Raw genomic sequence first — 16,978 nt, forward strand, 5'->3', positions numbered from 1 at the left:
AGTGCTATCCCATAGTGGAAAAATGCAACGGCTGCGACCGCATTCATGAATTCGGGGGGCAGACTTACTGCAAAAGCTACCCTGAACCGGCCATGAAGTGGGAACACAATGCCTGCAATTTTGCCACCCATGTGCAGGCCACCTTTGACAAAAGCGGCCAGGTCAAGATCAACCCCATCAAGGCTTCCAAGCGCGCCGCCAAAAAGAGATAACAATTACTTGTGCATACGCCGGGCAAGATTTCCGGCGTATACACCATCCTTTGAAGTCAGGTCATGCAACAAATTATACAATATCTGGATAAACAAGCGGATGAAGTGGTGCAGCTGCAGTCCAGCTTAGTTTCCATTCCTGCTCTCGGGCCGTCCAATGAAGGCCGAGGCGAAAAGGAAAAAGCTGATTTTGTGCACAAGTATCTGCGTGCCTGCGGATTTGAGGAAATAATTGAAATCAATGCACCGGATCAGCGGGTGGAATGCGGGTACAGGCCCAATCTGGCTGCCTGGATCCGTGGCCGGGATGCAGGCAGAACTCTGTGGATCATCAGTCACCTGGATATCGTCCCGCCGGGGGATCTGTCTCTATGGAAAAGCGATCCCTACTCCCTGGAAGTAGATGTAGATACGCTCATTGGCCGGGGAGTGGAGGACAACCACCAGAGCATAGTATCATCTGTACTTGCGGCCAGGGCTTTTATGGAGCAGGGTGTAAAGCCGGATATAAATCTGGGTCTTCTTTTCGTGGCCGACGAGGAAACCGGGAATGACTACGGCCTGCCTTATGTGCTGGATAATCGAAAAGATCTTTTTGAAAAAGATGATCTTTTCCTGGTTCCTGACTTCGGCACCAGCGATTCCACCATGATGGAAGTGGCTGAAAAAAGCATGCTCTGGCTCAAGGTATCTGTTAAGGGCAGACAATGCCATGCCTCGACCCCGGAAAAAGGGATAAATTCTCTTGCAGCTTCTGCTGCCTTCATACTCCAGCTGGAAAGACTGCATGAAATTTTTCCCGGCCGGAACGATCTTTTCAGTCCGGCAGGCTCCACTTTCTGTCCTACCAAAAAAGAAGCCAACGTGCCCAACATCAATACCATCCCGGGACTGGATGTCTTTTATCTGGACTGCCGCATACTGGCTGAATACTCAATCCAGGACGTAATCAACGAAGCCAGGAACCTGGGCTCGGATATAGAGAAGAAATACGGGGTGCATATTGATTACGAGGTTGTTTATCAGCAGCAGGCAGCCCCGCATACCGACCCTGCCAGTGAAGTTGTCCAAAGGCTTGCCCGCGGTATCGAGAAAGTTTACCAGGTAAAGCCAGAGCCCCGGGGAGTGGGCGGGGGCACCGTGGCTGCTTTTCTCCGGCACAGGGGATACAGTGCCGTGGTATGGGCCACCCTTACAGGCACGGCGCACCAGCCCAACGAACGTTCCAGCATCGCCAGCACCCTGAAGGATGCCCAGGTCATGGCCCTCATGGCTATAAATGATGAAACGGGCTGAACTACTGGCTGCAATTATATCAAAACCCAGGATGACACATTCAGCCATCAACCGCCAGGAATGATAAAAGAACTCCCCGAGATTTTCGACCTGATTATTGTCGGGGCCGGGCATGCAGGCTGTGAAGCCGCTCATGCCGCTTCAAAGCTTGGCCTTGCAACCCTTGTTCTGACCAACAACATAGACCGTATCGGACACCTTTCCTGCAATCCAGCCATCGGAGGCCTGGCCAAGGGTCACATGGTCAAGGAGATTGACGCCCTTGGAGGAATCATGGGGCTGTGGGCCGATGAATCGGGTATTCAATTCAGGCGGCTCAACACCCGTAAAGGACCTGCCGTGCAGGCCACCCGGGCCCAGATGGATCGCAGCAGGTATCTCTTCAGTGCGCAAAGCACCCTGTTCTCTCTTGATCACCTGTATATCATGGAGGCTTTTGCCGAGGACCTGCTGGTAACCAGCGGCCGTATCCGTGGAGTGCGCACCGCCTTTGGTGAAGATTTTTATGCACCGGCTGTTCTGCTCACCACGGGAACATTTCTGCAGGGCCAGATCCATGTGGGGCTTAGGAGCAGTTCCGGCGGGAGACTGGGTGATCCGGCATCCGCCGGTCTTTCCCACAGCCTGCGCAAACTCGGCCTGGATCTTGGACGGCTTAAAACCGGCACAGTCCCCAGGCTGTTGAAGGAAAGCATTGATTTTTCCGTCATGCAGGAGCAGCACGGAGACGATCCTCCTCCCAGGTTCAGTTTCCGGGGGGCCCCCAGAACCCTCAGGCAGATTCCCTGCCATATCACCTATACCAGCAGCAGCACCCATGAGTGCATAAACGCCGGCCTGGACCGTTCTCCCATGTACCAGGGCCTAATTCACGGCACCGGAGCCAGGTATTGTCCCTCCATAGAGGACAAGGTGGCCAGGTTTCCAGAAAAAGAGCGTCACCAGATCTTTGTGGAGCCCGAGGGTCTGGACAGCCATGAAGTTTATCCCAACGGTATTTCCACAAGTCTTCCCCTGGATGTGCAGAAAAAGATGCTTCAGACCATTCCCGGCCTGGAAAAAGCCATTATTGTCCGCCCAGGCTACGCCATTGAATACGACTATATTCATCCAACACAGCTGACGCCGCACCTCGAGACCAGGGCGGTGCAGGGGCTTTACTCTGCAGGACAGATAAACGGCACCTCAGGGTATGAAGAGGCTGCAGCCCAGGGACTATGGGCAGCGTTGAATATTTATGCCCGCAGTCACGGCACGGATTTCATTCTCAAAAGGGACCAGGCATACATGGCCGTACTTGTGGATGACCTGATAACCAGGGGTACCAGCGAGCCCTACCGCATGTTTACCTCCAGGGCGGAGTACAGGCTGCTTTTAAGAGAGGACAATGCGGATGAAAGACTTACACCCCTGGGCAGGGAGCTGGGCTTGGTGGACGATGCGTACTGGAAAATTTTCACGGCCAGGCAGCAGCAGATGCAAAGCCTCAAGGAGGCTTTGCGGTCGATGGTTATCCGTCCGGATCAATCCACCGTCAAAATTCTGGAACAGATCGGAGCCCATCCTCCCAAAAGATCGGCCTCCCTGGCTGATATCCTGAAGCAGCCAAGTATCAGTATCAGGGAGCTAAAGCCCCTCTGGTCCGGGTTGGATGATTACGAAGATGCTATTCTGGAGCGGGTACAGACAGATATAAAGTTTGAAGGTTATATCAGCCGCCAGCGGGAAATGGCCGAACGTATCAGGCATCTGGAGGATACCGGGCTGCCCCGTGACCTGGACTACACCCGGGTGTCCGGTCTATCCAGGGAGGCGGTGGAAAAACTGTCTGCCATCCGCCCTGAAACACTGGGTCAGGCAGGCCGTATTTCCGGCATAACTCCTGCAACACTTTCTGCATTGCAGATTTATCTTAAAATGGGTAAGAAAGATCCACAACAAGATAAGGACCATTGAAGTATTTCCTGGAAAAAGGCAGTCTATTGTGGAAAAAGATTGAATGCTGCCGGCTGCAAGCACTTGAATCTATCCCTAACCCCTGAAAGGTAGTGCTTTGTTCACCCTGTACCAGGCATTATTCAGCGCGCACATATATTTTGCGCAGTTCTGGCCCCAGATATCCGAGGGGTTTCATGACACTCCCATGCTCGGCACCGGTTTTATGGTGCTGGGAATCGTGCTGGGAATCGTGCTTTTTTTTATTCTGGGGTATCTGGCCTACTCCAGGCTTGGCTCCTCGACAGAGTCCCAGGAATCCAATCCCTTCACAGTATCCTCCCCTGAAAAAATACATGAAATTCTGGATAAAGCCTGGGCCCAGAACAGCCGTCTGGAGCTTTATTTCAGGACCCGCGGACAGCATTTGTCCTGTCTCATTCAGGACCTTTCCGGGGACAAGCTGGTTATAGAACCTCCGCAGCACATAAAGCTTAAAAAGAGCTGGCTGAACAGGAGTGTGATTGTTTTTTTCTCTGTTCGTATAGACAGGCAAAAAAGGGTTTATTATAAGTTTGAATCCAGCATAACCGGCTTCCCTGTAATAAACAGCGAGCCAGTGCTTCAACTTGCTGTACCCGGTGTGCTGAACATGGAGCAAAAAAGGGTGCACCTGCGCCTGGACCCTCCTCTGGCCTACGTCAAGTCCATGAGGGTCTGGCAGGTTCTGTACAACAGTGACGGTTCCCTGCCCCGGGATATCTCTTCAAAGGCGGAACCTCTGGCACAATACATTCCGGCTGAAAGCAAGCCGGTGTTGAGGCTTGCAGACCTGTCGGGTGGAGGGATCAGGATTAAAATAGCAAAAAGCCTCCTTGGATCCATGGAGGATTTTATAAAAGCAAATCCAAACCTGATAATTTTCCTTCAGCTCCGGGACAAACCTGACCAGGACAGCGAGGTACACAATTATTACTTAGTGGGCAGGATAAGGAATTATTTTACCGACCAGCATGGATACTATATTCTGGGCATGCAGTATGAATATTCTGCCCGTCTTGATCCTGACACCGGCGACATAGTCAGATGGGAAAAGGTGGACCCTGAAGAGGGAGTGGAGGACGTGGTCAACTGGGTGGTGCAGAAACACCTGCAGTTTTACCGTGAAAAAGGAGTCCCTGATTGACAGGTTGAAAAAAAGTCTGCATATGAACAGAATTTTATCCAGGGAGGAATGACTTGGAAGAGGCCTCAGAAAGTAAGCTGTGGAACATGATCCGCAGAATGTTCGGTACGCGTTGTGATGCCCCGCTGGAAGAAGTCATCCGGGAGGCCAGCGAAGAAGGGGAGATAAAAAATGAAGAAGTGCGCATGCTTCTTAATATACTGCGCCTTCATGAAAAGCAGGCCGTGGAAATCATGGTCCCCAGAACGGACCTGGTATGCGCCGAAGAAAACGACACCCTGAAGGATGTGGCGGAGTCCATATTGCAGTCCGGGCATTCCAGGCTGCCTGTATACCGGGAGAACAAGGACCATATCGTGGGTTTGATTCATGCCAAGGATCTGCTGCAGCATTTTTTTGAAAACAAAGACGTTTCCGTTAATTCTCTGATGCGCGAACCTCATTTTATGCCGGAAACCAAAAATGTCAGGCAGATCCTCATGGATTTCCAGAATCAGAAGATACACCTCGGTGTTGTACTGGATGAATACGGCGGCACTTCTGGTATCGTTACCCTGGAAGACGTACTCGAGGAGATAGTAGGAGAGATCGAAGACGAATACGATCCGCCACGCCCACAGGAAGTGCAGACCATGGATGACGGAACCTACTATGTTGCCGGACGCACCTCCCTGGACGAACTGGCAGATATTGGAATAAAAATTCCCACAGAGCAGGTGGAGACTATCGGAGGCTACATAAGCCATCTGGCCGGCAAAGTCCCCGTGAAGGGCGAGGAATTTTCCGATGAATTTTTCTCTTATGTAGTGCAGGAAGCCAATACCAAAAACATACAGTGGCTGACAATAAGGCGTCTGGATCCATGAGACTCCCGGAAATTTTCAGGCAGGGCTCTTTCTGGGCCCAGTTTTTCATGTGTCTTGCCGGGCTTTTTCTGGCTTTTCCCAACCCCCTGCTGCAGGTACCCTTCCTGATTTTTCTTTTTTTCCTGGGGCTTAACTATATTGCCTTAAACACCCGCAGTAAAGGTGAAGCTTTCAGGCGGGGGCTTCTTGTTTCAGGTCCGGCCTACGCAGTGACCCTTTACTGGATAGTGGTCCCGGTGCATGTCTACGGGCACTTTCCCCTGGTGCTGGCCCTGTTCTTCCCCCTTCTGCTGGGGTTTGTCCTTGGGCTTTTCAGCAGTCTCTATGTATTTGTGGTACATATTATGAGCAGGCGTTTCTCATGGATTGCTCTCGGTGTTTTCGGCGGAGCTGTCTGGGCCTTTCTGGAATTTGCCAGGGAGTATGTCTTTACCGGGTTCCCCTGGCTTATTGCTGCCCAGGCCTTCAGTATCTGGCCGGAATCCATCCAGGCTGTTTCCATAGTTGGAAGCTACGGACTGGCAATGCTCCTTGCCTGCGCAGGCATCTGGATTTATCAGGGCAGGACAATCCCTGTACTGGCGGCACTGGCCCTGCTTTTTCCTGTGCTGGGATACGGTTTTTTTCTGCAGCAAAAAGAATATGACGGCCCGGCCAAAGATATCCTGATTGTTCAGGGTAACCTGGACCAGGATATTAAGTGGGAAGAAGAGATCCAGATGAAAACTGTGGAAAAGTATAAGGACCTGACCATTCAGTCTCTTGATGAGATAAATGCTGATCTGGTGGTCTGGCCGGAAACCGCCATGCCTTTTTACCTGCAGGAACAGAGCCGCATGAGCTTCATGGTCATGAATCTCGCCCAGGAAAAGGGCATTGATCTTATCACCGGTGCCCCTGCTTATGAAATGCAGGAGGACGGTATAAATTACAAGCTGCACAACAGGGCCTTCTGGATATCCGGAAGGGGGCTGATACAAGATCACTACGACAAGGAACGCTTAGTCCCTTTCGGAGAATATATCCCCTGGTCCAGCTACCTTTTTTTCCTGGATCGCCTGGTGGCCGGGCCCATGGATTTTTCTCCGGGCAAAGCTACTGCTCCCATGGAAAATGAAGAGCTTGCCTTGGGCATGCTCATCTGCTACGAAATAATATTCCCGGGGCTTGTCAGGGACAGGGTGCAGCAGGGTGCAAACGTATTGATAAACATATCCAATGATGCCTGGTTCGGCGATACTTCAGCCCCCAGACAGCACCTGCACCTGAGTGTCTTAAGGGCCGTGGAGCAGGGTCGTTATGTGGTCAGATCCACAAATACCGGTATTTCAGCTTTTATTGATCCTTCCGGCAGAGTATATGAAAGTACCCCGCTTTTTCAGGAGGCGACCCTGTCAGGCCAGGTAAAACTTCTGGATGATAAAACTTTCTACCATGTCTGGCACTGGCATATAAACTGGATTTTGGCCGGCATCAGCCTTGCTGGACTGGCCCTGTGTCTGGTTGTGCCGGCAAAGAGGACTTTTTCTGAAAAATCTTACATCAATAAGTAAATCATGATTCAGCAGTTATCCGATATAAAAGCCCGTTCAGATCAGGTGCTTCAACGTTTTTCATCTTTCTGGGGGCGGCTTTGACCTTGAATCCCAGAAGCAGCGACTGGAGGAGATCGAGCATGAACTGTCCCGGCCCGGGGCATGGGACAGTCCTGAAAAATTGACTCCCATACTCAAGGAGAAAAGCGGCCTGGAAGAAAGCGTCAGCAAGTACGAACAGTTGCACAGCTTACAGGAAGAGGTAAGGGAATGGCTGGAGTTCGCTGACAATGACCAGTCCGGTGAAGTCCTGCAGGCCCTGGAGGACAGCCTTGAGACCCTCAGCAGGCAGCTTGAAAAGGTTGAACTGGAAGCCCTGTTAAGCGGCAAGGACGATAATAACCCCGCTATTGTCTCCATTCATCCTGGAGCCGGAGGCACTGAAGCCCAGGACTGGGTGGAGATGCTTCTGCGCATGTATACCAGGTGGGCTGAAAGCAAAGGCTTTAAGCTGGATTACCTGGACTACCTGCCCGGAGACGAAGCAGGCGTCAAAAGCGTGACGCTGCAGGTTACAGGAGAGTATGCATACGGCCTTCTCAAGAGCGAAAGAGGCATACACCGCCTGATCCGCATTTCTCCCTTCGATGCCTCCGGGCGCAGGCACACCTCCTTTGCTTCAGTGGACGTGTATCCGCAGGTCTCCGACGATATCAATATCGAAGTCAAGGAAGAGGATATGCGGGTGGATGTCTTCAAAGCCAGCGGTCCGGGCGGGCAGCATGTAAACAAGACAAGCTCCGCCATCCGGATAACCCACATGCCGACTGGAATCGTTGTCCAGTGCCAGAGCGAAAGATCTCAGAGGCGCAACCGGGATGCCGCCCTGAAAATCCTGAAGGCCAAGCTTTACGATGAAGAAATGAAAAAGCTTGAAGACGAAAGGCAGGAAAAGTATGCAGCCAAGGACAGCATTGCCTGGGGAAGCCAGATCCGCACCTATACTCTTCATTCTTACCGGCTGGTAAAGGATCACAGGAACAACACCGAGATCTATGATGTGGACAGCGTCCTGGACGGAAACATCGACACCTTGATCCGCAACTATCTCCTGTACAGACATGGATAACCCCACTTTCAAGAGTAAGCAGGACCAGGAAAAACTCGTGCAGGAACTGCTGGAACTGGAAAACCTCCTGCGTAAACAGGGTGGAAACCACAACCCCGGGGAAACCAGGGGAAGGATCGCTCTGGTTCGATTGCTCGACGATCTTGACCAGGAAGATTTAGAGGAACTAAAGCTTAAATCCAGGGTAGACCCCGCATGGCTCACCCTGGCCCTGGACCAGGAAAAGTTCCCCGCCCTCATGGAGATGCAGAAAAACATCGAAAATCTCACCCGGGCCAGGGACAGGGATGCATTGACAGGATTGTACAATCGGGGTTTTTTTCAGCGGATACTGGACAGGGAAGTGGAAAGGGCCTTCAGGTTCAAGCTGCCCCTGACCCTGGCCATGATGGATATTGATGATTTCAAGAAAATAAACGATACCTGCGGACATCCTTGCGGAGACAGGGTTCTACAGGATCTGGGCGGTATTATTCAGCAGGAAATACGGGCTGCTGATTATGCCGCACGCATTGGCGGAGAGGAGTTTGCCCTGATTCTGCCCGGAACAGGCAGATATAAATCCGAGCCCTTGTTCTGGCGCATCATGGACAGTATCCGCAGCAGGCAGGTTGAATGCCCTCACAGCAGGCACAAGGTGAGCTATACCGTTTCCATTGGTGCTGCTACATACAGAGGGAAAACCGAAATCACGGCTGAAAGGCTGATTTCAGAAGTGGACAGGCAGCTGTACAAGGTCAAAGAGCATGGTAAGGATTCGATCAGCGCCGAGATATTCCAGGATGCAGTCAACGAAGAAGCCCTGGTACAAAAGGCTGAAAAGAATTTTTTGCTGGGATAACGTGGATACCTGCATAGTTGCTGTGCAGATCAGATTGTGCAGATCTGGCTGTTAAAAATTCAAGTAAAGGTTTAGGAAATGAAACATCAAAACAGGACTCTCAGTCTGTCCATCGTCAGCGGTAAGGGCGGGGTGGGCAAGACTAATCTTTCCCTGAATCTGGCATATGCTCTTTTTCAGACTGCTCAGAACACCCTGCTGGTGGACTGCGATCTGGGCCTGGCCAACCTGGATGTTATGCTGGGCATTTCTCCTGAAAAAAACCTTAACGATATATTAGACAAAGAAGCCAGGGCCGAAGATATTGTTTACAGTCTGGAAGACAACGGCCTGGGACTGATTCCAGCAGCTTCCGGAGTAACGGACATCCTGGATCTGGACGAGGACCAGCAGATGCAGATTATCCAGCGCATGGAAAACCTGCTTTACAAATACAATTTCCTGCTCCTGGACGTGGGTGCAGGCATCAGCAGGACGGTCCGGGCTTTTTGCCAGATGACCCACAAACAGGTGGTTATAATTACTCCAGAGCCCACTTCCCTTACCGACGGCTACGCCCTGATAAAGGTTCTGCACACAAGGCAGAAAATCGATGATTTTCATATCCTGGTGAATATGGTGGATTCTGAAAAAGAGGCCAGGCTGGGATTTGAAAGAATTAGAGCCGCCTGCGCCAAGTTTTTGCAGCTTGAAGTAGGGTATCTGGGTCAAGTACAGAATGACCCGGCTGTACTCGACTCTGTGCGCAAGCAGACTCCTTTTTTCAAGCTTTCTCCGCGGTCCAGGGCATCCAGGGATATCATGAACGTGGCCGAGAAGCTGACCCAGCTACGTTCTGATGCCATGGAGAGTATTGCTTCGGTTCCTCCCCTGCGCATGGGAGAACCGGTTACTTGAGTCAGGCACGTCTGACACGATAAAAATCTCTTGATTTTACTTTCAATGTAAGCATATATTTTCATTTGCATTCATGATTAATATAGGTCCTTTGAATTATAAAACAGGAGCCAAGCCATGAACAAAAGTGAACTGATCAAGCGTCTGGCTGAAGAAAGGGATCTTTCTTTAGAGGAAGCTACGGAAATTGTGACCATTTTTTTCGATTCCATGAAGGAAGCCCTTCAAAACGGCGACAGGGTGGAAATAAGAGGGTTTGGAAGTTTTAAAATCAAAGAGTATGATGGGTATCAGGGCAGAAATCCCAAGACCGGAAAACCAGTCAATGTCAGTCCCAAAAGACTGCCGTTTTTCAGGGCCGGAAAAGAACTAAAGGAGTATTTGAATACTTGAGGTCTTCACAGAAAATACCCGTCTCTTTTCTCCTGAACTTTCCTGTTGTTTTTAGTGTTCACCATGATGGGCTGTACCTGTAAAGCAGGTTTTTTCAAACCTTCCTGTCTGTCCGGTGGACATGAAAAAACAATCTTGTCAAACATCCACGCCATGTGCATGACAGGGCGTACACAATTTATTATAACCTTGCTTGAAATGAGATTTTCATGAAACCTTTATCCTCGAATATGCAGCAGTTTTTTAAAATGCAGGGCAGCGGAAACGACTTTATCCTGTGGGACAATACCTCCCTTAATCTCCCCGGAGAACTGATGTCCCGGTGGGCAGAGACCCTGTGCCCCCGGGGATTCGGCATAGGTGCGGACGGGATGATATTTCTGGATAATCCCCGCACCCAGGGGCACGATTTTGACTGGCATTTTTTCAACGCCGACGGTTCCCGGGCTGAAATGTGCGGCAACGGCTCCCGTTGCGCAGCCAGACTGGCGCACAGGCTGGGCCTGGCCGGCAGGGAGCAGGTTTTCGGAACTGATGCGGGAGCCGTACGGGCCCAGGTCAAAGACAAGGGTAAGGTCAGGGTGCAGTTGACTCCGGCTGAGAACCTGCAGCTGCACAGTATTTTAAACTTTGAGGAAAGCAGCCCGGTCAATTTACATTCGGTGAATACAGGGGTGCCGCATGCCGTGATCATATGCGATGATGTGCACAAGGTGAATGTGTCCGGGCTTGGCAGGATGGTCCGCATGCATCCGGACTTTGCACCTGCAGGTACCAATGTTAACTTTATTCAGGTCAAGGACAGGGGACACATTTATCTGCGCACTTATGAAAGGGGGGTGGAGGATGAAACTTTTGCCTGCGGGACCGGTGCTGCCGCCTCGGTCGTCGTTGCCTCAGCCCTGGGTCTGTGTGCAAATTCTGTTCAGGTGGTTACGTCGGGCAAAGAACACCTGAATATTGACCTGCAAGAACAAGGTGTTTTTCTGACCGGAAAGGCAGATTTCATTTACCAGGGGATGCTCTTCCTGGACACCTTCGGTTTGAAAATCCCAGGGGACTAACACTACAGAGAAACTTATAAAATACAGCATGGTATCTCTATTGGGGACAGTCCCCGGAGGTCAATAAATAAGTTTCGCTGTAGTGCTAAAAAAATCATTCAAGTCCTGAAATATAAAAATCATGTCAAACAAAGGAGGATGTATGCAGTTCCGTGGCGCTTATACTGCCCTGGTAACTCCATTTAAAAACAATCAGCTGGATGAAGAGGCTTATCGCAATCTCATCGAGTGGCAGCTGGAGCAGGGTATAGATGGTGTAGTCCCTTGCGGCACCACCGGAGAGTCCGCTACTCTCTCCCATGAAGAGCACAAGCGTACCATCAGCGTATGCGTGGACCAGGTCAAGGGGAGGGTGCCTGTAATAGCCGGTGCAGGCTCCAACTGCACCAGCGAAGCCGTTGATCTTACCAGGTATGCCAAGGAAGCAGGTGCTGATGCGGCCCTGCTCATCACTCCCTATTACAACAAACCCACTCCTGACGGTCTTCTGGCGCATTTCAAGACCATAGCCAGGGAAGTACCCATACCGTTTTTTATCTACAACGTACCTGGCAGGACCGGCCTGAACGTACTGCCGGATACCGTGGCCAGGATTTTCAGGGAAGTACCTGAAGCCGTGGGTATCAAAGAAGCCACCGGCAATCTGACCCAGGTCTCTTCAGTTATCGAGGAATGCGGGCCGGATTTTACTGTTCTTTCCGGGGAGGATTCCATCGTGCTGCCCCTTATGGCTGTGGGTGGACATGGAGTAATATCTGTCAGTTCCAACATCGTCCCCAATATGATGCACTCTCTGTGCAAGGCATATATGGACAACGATCAGGAAAAAGCCAAAAAGCTGCACCTTGAAATGGCTCCCCTTTGCCGGGCCATGTTTTTCGAGACAAATCCCATACCCGTAAAGACTTCCCTGGCCCTCATGAAAAAAATCGAGCTGGAACTAAGGCTGCCCCTGGTACCCATGCAGGAAAAAAACCAGGCCAGACTCAAGGAAGTCCTGCAGAACAAAAAACTGATTTAAGGAAGGCTTTATGAACTGGAATGACATCACCAAAGAGGCCAAGGAAAAACTGAAGGGATACTGCCGGGTCTGCCCGGTGTGCGACGGCCGCATGTGTGCCGGTGAAGTGCCCGGAATGGGCGGAATGGGCACAGGCGAAGCGTTCAAGGTAAATCTTAAAGCACTGGCCCGCTACCGGCTGAGAATGCGCGCGGTACACGGAGTAAAAAAACCGGACACAGGCATCAGGCTGTGGGGCAGGGATTTCAAGACTCCCATTATGGCCGCTCCCATGACCGGAACCACTTACAATATGGGCGGACAGATCACCGAACAGGAGTTTATCGATCATATAATTTCCGGAAGCATTGATTCCGGAAGCATCGGCTTTTCCGGGGACGGAGCAGACCCGGCCATGTTCGACAGCGGAGTCCAGGCCATAAAAAACAACCAGGGGCAGGGCATACCCATCATCAAGCCCAGGGCCCAGGAAGAGATAGTAAAACGTATCAGAAGCGCTGAAGAGGCCGGGGCCATGGCTGTCGGAGTGGATATTGACGGAGCAGGCTTAGTGACCATGGCCCTCAAGGGCCAGGCAGTGGGACCCAAGGACAAGCACGAAATAAAAGAACTGGTTCAGTCTACTGATCTTCCCTTTGTACTCAAGGGAATCATGACCATTGACGATGCCCTGGACGCTCTGGAAGCAGGGGTTTCAACCATAGTGGTCTCCAATCACGGGGGAAGGGTCCTGGATCATACCCCTGGGGCCGCAGAAGTTCTGCCGGAAATATCCGAAATGGTCAGAGGACGCATGACGATTATTGCTGACGGCGGTGTACGTTCGGGATCGGATGTAATAAAGCTTCTGGCCCTGGGCGCGGATGCCGTACTTGTAGGAAGGCCGCTTATCACCGGAGCGTTTGGAGGAGGAAAGGAAGGGGTGTCTTTCGTTTTAAACAAGTACACGCAGGAACTTATCCAGGCCATGCTTCTCACCGGTGTGCCGGATGTGGAAAAAGTATGCCCCAGGATTCTGGACCACCGGGATTAAGTCGCTTTACAAAACATCTGCAAAGAAATCATGGAACCAGGAAGGGCAAAAAGCTGGAAATGCCCTTCCTGGCAACCAGATTTTTTTCAAATCATTGCGCTTCACTCTAATTCATTTTCAGCCTCCTGCAGCATCACTCTGTCATCGCCGTCTCTTTCCCGAAGCACAACATCCACTTGTTCCTTTCTGGAGGTGTTCACTTTTTTGCCCACAAAGTCCGCATGGATGGGCAATTCCCGGTGGCCGCGGTCAATGAGCACCAGAAGCTTGATGCACCCGGGACGTCCGAAATCCAGAAGGGCATCCAGAGCGCTTCTAATGGTCCGTCCAGTGTACAGCACATCGTCCACTAGTATCAGGGTTTTTCCGTCCACGGAAAAAGGTATTTTTGTACTGTTTATTACCGGGGTTGAAGTCATTTTTGTCCAGTCATCCCGGTAAAGATTTATATCTAACTTGCCCAGTCTTATTTCCTGTCCGGTCTTTTCTTCAAGCATTTTCTGCATCCTTGCGGCCAGATCCACTCCCCTGCGCTGAATTCCAATGAGCGCCGGGGTTTCAGTGTCGGCTGTCTGTTCCCACACCTGGGAAGCAAGCCTCTCCAGAGTTTTCTGCATCTGCTTGGCGTTTAGAATTACTCGTGATACCATTCAGCCCCCCTATCAATATTCTTGCAGGGAAATCATTTATCTGGTAAAGATACCTGTTCCCGCAAGTTGCTACCTCTAAACTCTTACCTTGTACAGCTTCGGTTCGACGATGCGTATCTGTTTAGCGTTGTTAAGGAAAGCAGGGGACAGGCACCCCCGCACTTATTTTTAAACCTCTCAATTATCCTTCACAAAAATCAGTGCGGGGAGAGCCAGTCCCCATGCCACATGCAAATCGCTAAACAGATACGACGATACCATGTCTGCCGGACATGCTTCGGCCTTTGGAAAAAACAAATTGAAATATATCTGCATTCTTGATCGGGGTAAAGATGTCTGAAGACAAAAAAACTTTCGGGCTGGACAAGCCTCCGGAGTCTTTGAAAGAAAACTCCGGCAAAAATAACCCTCCGGTTATCCTGAAAATCACCGGCATGTCCTGTGCCTCCTGCGTACGCCGAGTGGAAAAGGCCCTTACAGATATTGAAGGGGTAAGAACCGCTGAAGTCAACCTTTCCACAGAAAAGGCCACTGTCTTCCTTGAAGACCGGGTTTCTCTTGCAGAGTTGACAGAGGCCGTGGAAAGTATCGGTTTTGGTGCTCAACCCGTGGACCAGCACCAGGCGGTTCTGGATATTGAGGGCATGACCTGTGCCTCCTGCGTGCGCCGGGTGGAAAAGGCCCTGTCTGATGTTCCCGGAGTGCTGCAGGCAGAAGTTAATTTTGCCTCTGAGCGTGCACTGATCACATATACCGGAGGTCCGGAAACACTTGCTTCCCTTCAGAAAGCAGTGGAAGAAAGCGGTTACAAGGTGGTCCATGCCGGCACAGAACAGAAAGAAAGCGAGGACAGGGAACGTGAGGTTCGGGAAAAACAGATGAAACGCCTGGTCAGGGATGTTGTTTCCGGGGCGGCGGTAACCACTGTTGTCCTTATAGGCAGTATTCCCCACATGATGCCCATGTGGTCGGACTGGGTGCCTGCTTTCTTAAGCAATGTATATGTTCTCCTGATTCTCTCCACCTACGTACAGTTTGTTGCCGGGTGGCGTTTTTACCAGGGTGCATATGGGGCATTGCGGCATCTGACCGCGGATATGAACGTCCTGGTGGCCATGGGCACCACCTCGGCCTGGCTTTACAGCGCGGCCATGACCCTTTTCCCCGGTTTTCTGACCAACCTGGGTTTTCCTTATCAGCTTTATTACGACGTGGCCACGGTCATCACCACTCTTATCCTTGTGGGCCGGCTCATGGAGGCCCGGGCCAAGGGACGCACTTCCGAAGCCATTCGCCGGCTCATGGGCATGCAGGCCCGCAGTGCAAGGGTAAGACGAAACGGTGAAGACATTGAAATACCAGTGGAAGAAGTGCAGCTGGGGGATGTTGTCCTGGTCCGCCCCGGAGAAAGGGTTCCTGTGGACGGGGAGATAACATCCGGTTCCTCCACTGTTGACGAATCCATGCTCACCGGGGAAAGCATGCCTGTGACCAAGAAGCCCGGCCATGAAGTCATAGGCGGAACCATAAACAAGGTGGGAAGCTTTCAGTTCAGGGCTACAAAGATCGGCCGGGATACTGCTCTGGCCAGGATAATCCAGCTGGTGGAACAGGCCCAGGGATCCAAGGCCCCTATTCAGAAGATGGTGGACCAAATAGCGGCATACTTTGTGCCCGCAGTTCTAAGTGTAGCACTTCTGAGCTTTGTTTTCTGGTCCATTTACGGGCCTGAACCGCAGTTGACCTTTGCCCTGACCACCTTTATCGCTGTGCTTATAATAGCCTGCCCCTGCGCCCTGGGTCTGGCCACTCCCACGGCCATAATGGTGGGTATGGGCAGAGGTGCTGAAAACGGCATTCTCATCAAGAACGCCGAGACATTGCAGCTTACGCACAAGCTGCAGACAGTGGTCCTGGACAAAACCGGCACACTTACCCGTGGTGAGCCCCAGGTCATGGACCTGCTGCCGGAACAGGGCACTGAAGCCCATGATCTTCTGCGCCTGGCGGCATCCGTTGAACAGGGATCTGAACACCCCTTAGGAGAGGCTGTTGTGCGTCATGCAAGGGAACAGGGCCTGAACCTGGGTTCTGCAGAATCCTTTGACGCTGTTCCAGGGCAGGGGATAAAGGCCTTTATGGAGGGCACAGAGATCCTTGCCGGCAATCTTCGCCTTATGCAGCAGTTCAAGGTTTCTACCGGCCCCTGGGAGGAAAGGGCCATGGAACTGGCCCACGAAGGCAAGACTCCCATGTACGTGGCCAGGGACGGAAAAATGGCCGGGATGATCGCCGTGGCCGATCCCCTGAAGGATACATCCAGGGAAGCGGTACAGGACATGCGCAAAATGGGCCTGGAAGTGATCATGCTCACCGGGGACAATCAAGCCACCGCCCGGGCCATAGGGCGGCAGCTGGACATTGACCGGGTCTTTGCCGAGGTCCTTCCTCAGGACAAGGCTGATTATGTGACCAGTCTGCAGCAGGAAGGCAGACGCGTGGCGATGGTCGGAGACGGCATCAACGATGCCCCGGCCCTGGCCAGTGCCGACGTGGGCATAGCCATTGGCACTGGCACGGACGTGGCCATGGAGACAGCGGACGTAACCCTCATAAGCGGCGACCTGCGCGGTGTGCCCACGGCCATCTCCCTTTCCAGGGCAACTACCAGGACAATCCGCCAGAATCTTTTCTGGGCCTTTATCTACAATATTGTCCTGATACCCGTTGCTGCCGGCGTATTGTATCCCTTTTACGGAATCATACTCAATCCCATGCTGGCCGGAGCGGCCATGGCCGTAAGTTCCGTATCGGTGGTAACCAACAGTCTAAGACTACGTTCCTTTAAGCCGCGAAAGTAAAGGAAAATATTTTTCTATGAGTTTTTTTGTCAAAAAAAACTTGCTTTCGAAAAATGCCT

General features: G+C 51.7%; 15 protein-coding genes. 14 read left to right on the top strand and 1 reads right to left on the bottom strand.

The features are described from left to right. The 13 genes from D5S03_RS06335 to D5S03_RS06395 form a co-directional block, all read left to right on the top strand. Nucleotides 1-212 (top strand): PxxKW family cysteine-rich protein (locus tag D5S03_RS06335; RefSeq protein ID WP_287043051.1); only part of this gene is annotated, 212 nt, incomplete at its 5' end. A 63-nt stretch (nucleotides 213-275) separates the two neighbouring features. Beyond that, a complete protein-coding gene (locus D5S03_RS06340; RefSeq protein ID WP_008868830.1) occupies nucleotides 276-1,508 on the top strand; it encodes a M20 family metallo-hydrolase in 1,233 nt (410 codons plus the stop codon). Nucleotides 1,509-1,568: 60 nt separating this feature from the next. Further along, nucleotides 1,569-3,464, top strand: coding sequence for a tRNA uridine-5-carboxymethylaminomethyl(34) synthesis enzyme MnmG (gene mnmG / locus D5S03_RS06345; RefSeq protein ID WP_008868831.1), 1,896 nt, complete (start codon nucleotides 1,569-1,571; stop codon nucleotides 3,462-3,464). Between the two features lie 97 nt (nucleotides 3,465-3,561). Continuing rightward, nucleotides 3,562-4,629, top strand: coding sequence for a PilZ domain-containing protein (locus tag D5S03_RS06350; protein ID WP_008868832.1), 1,068 nt, complete (start codon nucleotides 3,562-3,564; stop codon nucleotides 4,627-4,629). A 53-nt stretch (nucleotides 4,630-4,682) separates the two neighbouring features. Beyond that, nucleotides 4,683-5,495: a hemolysin family protein gene (locus D5S03_RS06355; protein WP_008868833.1), complete on the top strand. Its 813-nt coding sequence runs from the start codon at nucleotides 4,683-4,685 to the stop codon at nucleotides 5,493-5,495. Next, nucleotides 5,492-7,048: an apolipoprotein N-acyltransferase gene (lnt, locus tag D5S03_RS06360; RefSeq protein ID WP_287043053.1), complete on the top strand. Its 1,557-nt coding sequence runs from the start codon at nucleotides 5,492-5,494 to the stop codon at nucleotides 7,046-7,048. The genes D5S03_RS06355 and lnt overlap by 4 nt, the downstream gene beginning before the upstream one ends. Nucleotides 7,049-7,054: 6 nt before the next feature. Continuing rightward, a protein-coding gene (gene prfB / locus D5S03_RS06365; protein WP_144311463.1) for a peptide chain release factor 2 occupies nucleotides 7,055-8,159 on the top strand; the annotation gives its coding sequence in 2 pieces (ribosomal slippage) (nucleotides 7,055-7,129 and nucleotides 7,131-8,159; 1,104 coding nt in all). Beyond that, nucleotides 8,152-9,000, top strand: a complete 849-nt coding sequence (locus tag D5S03_RS06370; RefSeq protein ID WP_008868836.1) for a GGDEF domain-containing protein — start codon at nucleotides 8,152-8,154, stop codon at nucleotides 8,998-9,000. The genes prfB and D5S03_RS06370 overlap by 8 nt, the downstream gene beginning before the upstream one ends. Before the next feature lie 78 nt (nucleotides 9,001-9,078). Next, the gene (locus tag D5S03_RS06375) at nucleotides 9,079-9,897 is read left to right on the top strand and encodes a MinD/ParA family protein (protein ID WP_008868837.1); all 819 of its coding nucleotides are present in this window, start codon (nucleotides 9,079-9,081) and stop codon (nucleotides 9,895-9,897) included. 117 nt (nucleotides 9,898-10,014) lie between these two features. Then, nucleotides 10,015-10,290, top strand: coding sequence for an HU family DNA-binding protein (locus D5S03_RS06380; RefSeq protein ID WP_008868838.1), 276 nt, complete (start codon nucleotides 10,015-10,017; stop codon nucleotides 10,288-10,290). A 209-nt stretch (nucleotides 10,291-10,499) separates the two neighbouring features. Beyond that, nucleotides 10,500-11,354 carry a diaminopimelate epimerase gene (gene dapF / locus D5S03_RS06385; RefSeq protein ID WP_008868839.1) on the top strand — a complete coding sequence of 285 codons (855 nt, stop codon included), beginning with the start codon at nucleotides 10,500-10,502 and terminating at the stop codon, nucleotides 11,352-11,354. A 142-nt stretch (nucleotides 11,355-11,496) separates the two neighbouring features. After that, complete coding sequence (dapA, locus tag D5S03_RS06390; RefSeq protein WP_008868840.1) at nucleotides 11,497-12,375, top strand: 4-hydroxy-tetrahydrodipicolinate synthase; 879 nt, start codon at nucleotides 11,497-11,499, stop codon at nucleotides 12,373-12,375. A 10-nt stretch (nucleotides 12,376-12,385) separates the two neighbouring features. Then, a complete protein-coding gene (locus D5S03_RS06395; RefSeq protein WP_008868841.1) occupies nucleotides 12,386-13,408 on the top strand; it encodes an alpha-hydroxy-acid oxidizing protein in 1,023 nt (340 codons plus the stop codon). Between the two features lie 101 nt (nucleotides 13,409-13,509). Here the strand turns inward: D5S03_RS06395 and pyrR are convergent, their stop codons facing one another. After that, nucleotides 13,510-14,058 carry a bifunctional pyr operon transcriptional regulator/uracil phosphoribosyltransferase PyrR gene (gene pyrR / locus D5S03_RS06400; RefSeq protein WP_008868842.1) on the bottom strand — a complete coding sequence of 183 codons (549 nt, stop codon included), beginning with the start codon at nucleotides 14,056-14,058 and terminating at the stop codon, nucleotides 13,510-13,512. 332 nt (nucleotides 14,059-14,390) lie between these two features. On the opposite strand from pyrR, the gene D5S03_RS06405 reads away from it, so the two are divergent. Next, a complete protein-coding gene (locus D5S03_RS06405) occupies nucleotides 14,391-16,919 on the top strand; it encodes a heavy metal translocating P-type ATPase (RefSeq protein WP_008868843.1) in 2,529 nt (842 codons plus the stop codon). Nucleotides 16,920-16,978 lie beyond the last annotated feature (59 nt).

It is taken from the genome of Desulfonatronospira sp. MSAO_Bac3 (assembly GCF_003838035.1).
Taxonomy (GTDB): domain Bacteria; phylum Desulfobacterota; class Desulfovibrionia; order Desulfovibrionales; family Desulfonatronovibrionaceae; genus Desulfonatronospira; species Desulfonatronospira thiodismutans.

What these genes read in the sequence shown, in the direction of transcription:
- D5S03_RS06340 (WP_008868830.1), top strand. Translation starts at nt 276, where the DNA reads ATGCAACAAATTATACAATATCTGGATAAACAAGCGGATGAAGTGGTG.
- mnmG (WP_008868831.1), top strand. Translation starts at nt 1,569, where the DNA reads ATGATAAAAGAACTCCCCGAGATTTTCGACCTGATTATTGTCGGGGCC.
- lnt (WP_287043053.1), top strand. Translation starts at nt 5,492, where the DNA reads ATGAGACTCCCGGAAATTTTCAGGCAGGGCTCTTTCTGGGCCCAGTTT.
- D5S03_RS06370 (WP_008868836.1), top strand. Translation starts at nt 8,152, where the DNA reads ATGGATAACCCCACTTTCAAGAGTAAGCAGGACCAGGAAAAACTCGTG.
- D5S03_RS06375 (WP_008868837.1), top strand. Translation starts at nt 9,079, where the DNA reads ATGAAACATCAAAACAGGACTCTCAGTCTGTCCATCGTCAGCGGTAAG.
- D5S03_RS06380 (WP_008868838.1), top strand. Translation starts at nt 10,015, where the DNA reads ATGAACAAAAGTGAACTGATCAAGCGTCTGGCTGAAGAAAGGGATCTT.
- dapF (WP_008868839.1), top strand. Translation starts at nt 10,500, where the DNA reads ATGAAACCTTTATCCTCGAATATGCAGCAGTTTTTTAAAATGCAGGGC.
- dapA (WP_008868840.1), top strand. Translation starts at nt 11,497, where the DNA reads ATGCAGTTCCGTGGCGCTTATACTGCCCTGGTAACTCCATTTAAAAAC.
- D5S03_RS06395 (WP_008868841.1), top strand. Translation starts at nt 12,386, where the DNA reads ATGAACTGGAATGACATCACCAAAGAGGCCAAGGAAAAACTGAAGGGA.
- pyrR (WP_008868842.1), bottom strand. Translation starts at nt 14,058, where the DNA reads ATGGTATCACGAGTAATTCTAAACGCCAAGCAGATGCAGAAAACTCTG.
- D5S03_RS06405 (WP_008868843.1), top strand. Translation starts at nt 14,391, where the DNA reads ATGTCTGAAGACAAAAAAACTTTCGGGCTGGACAAGCCTCCGGAGTCT.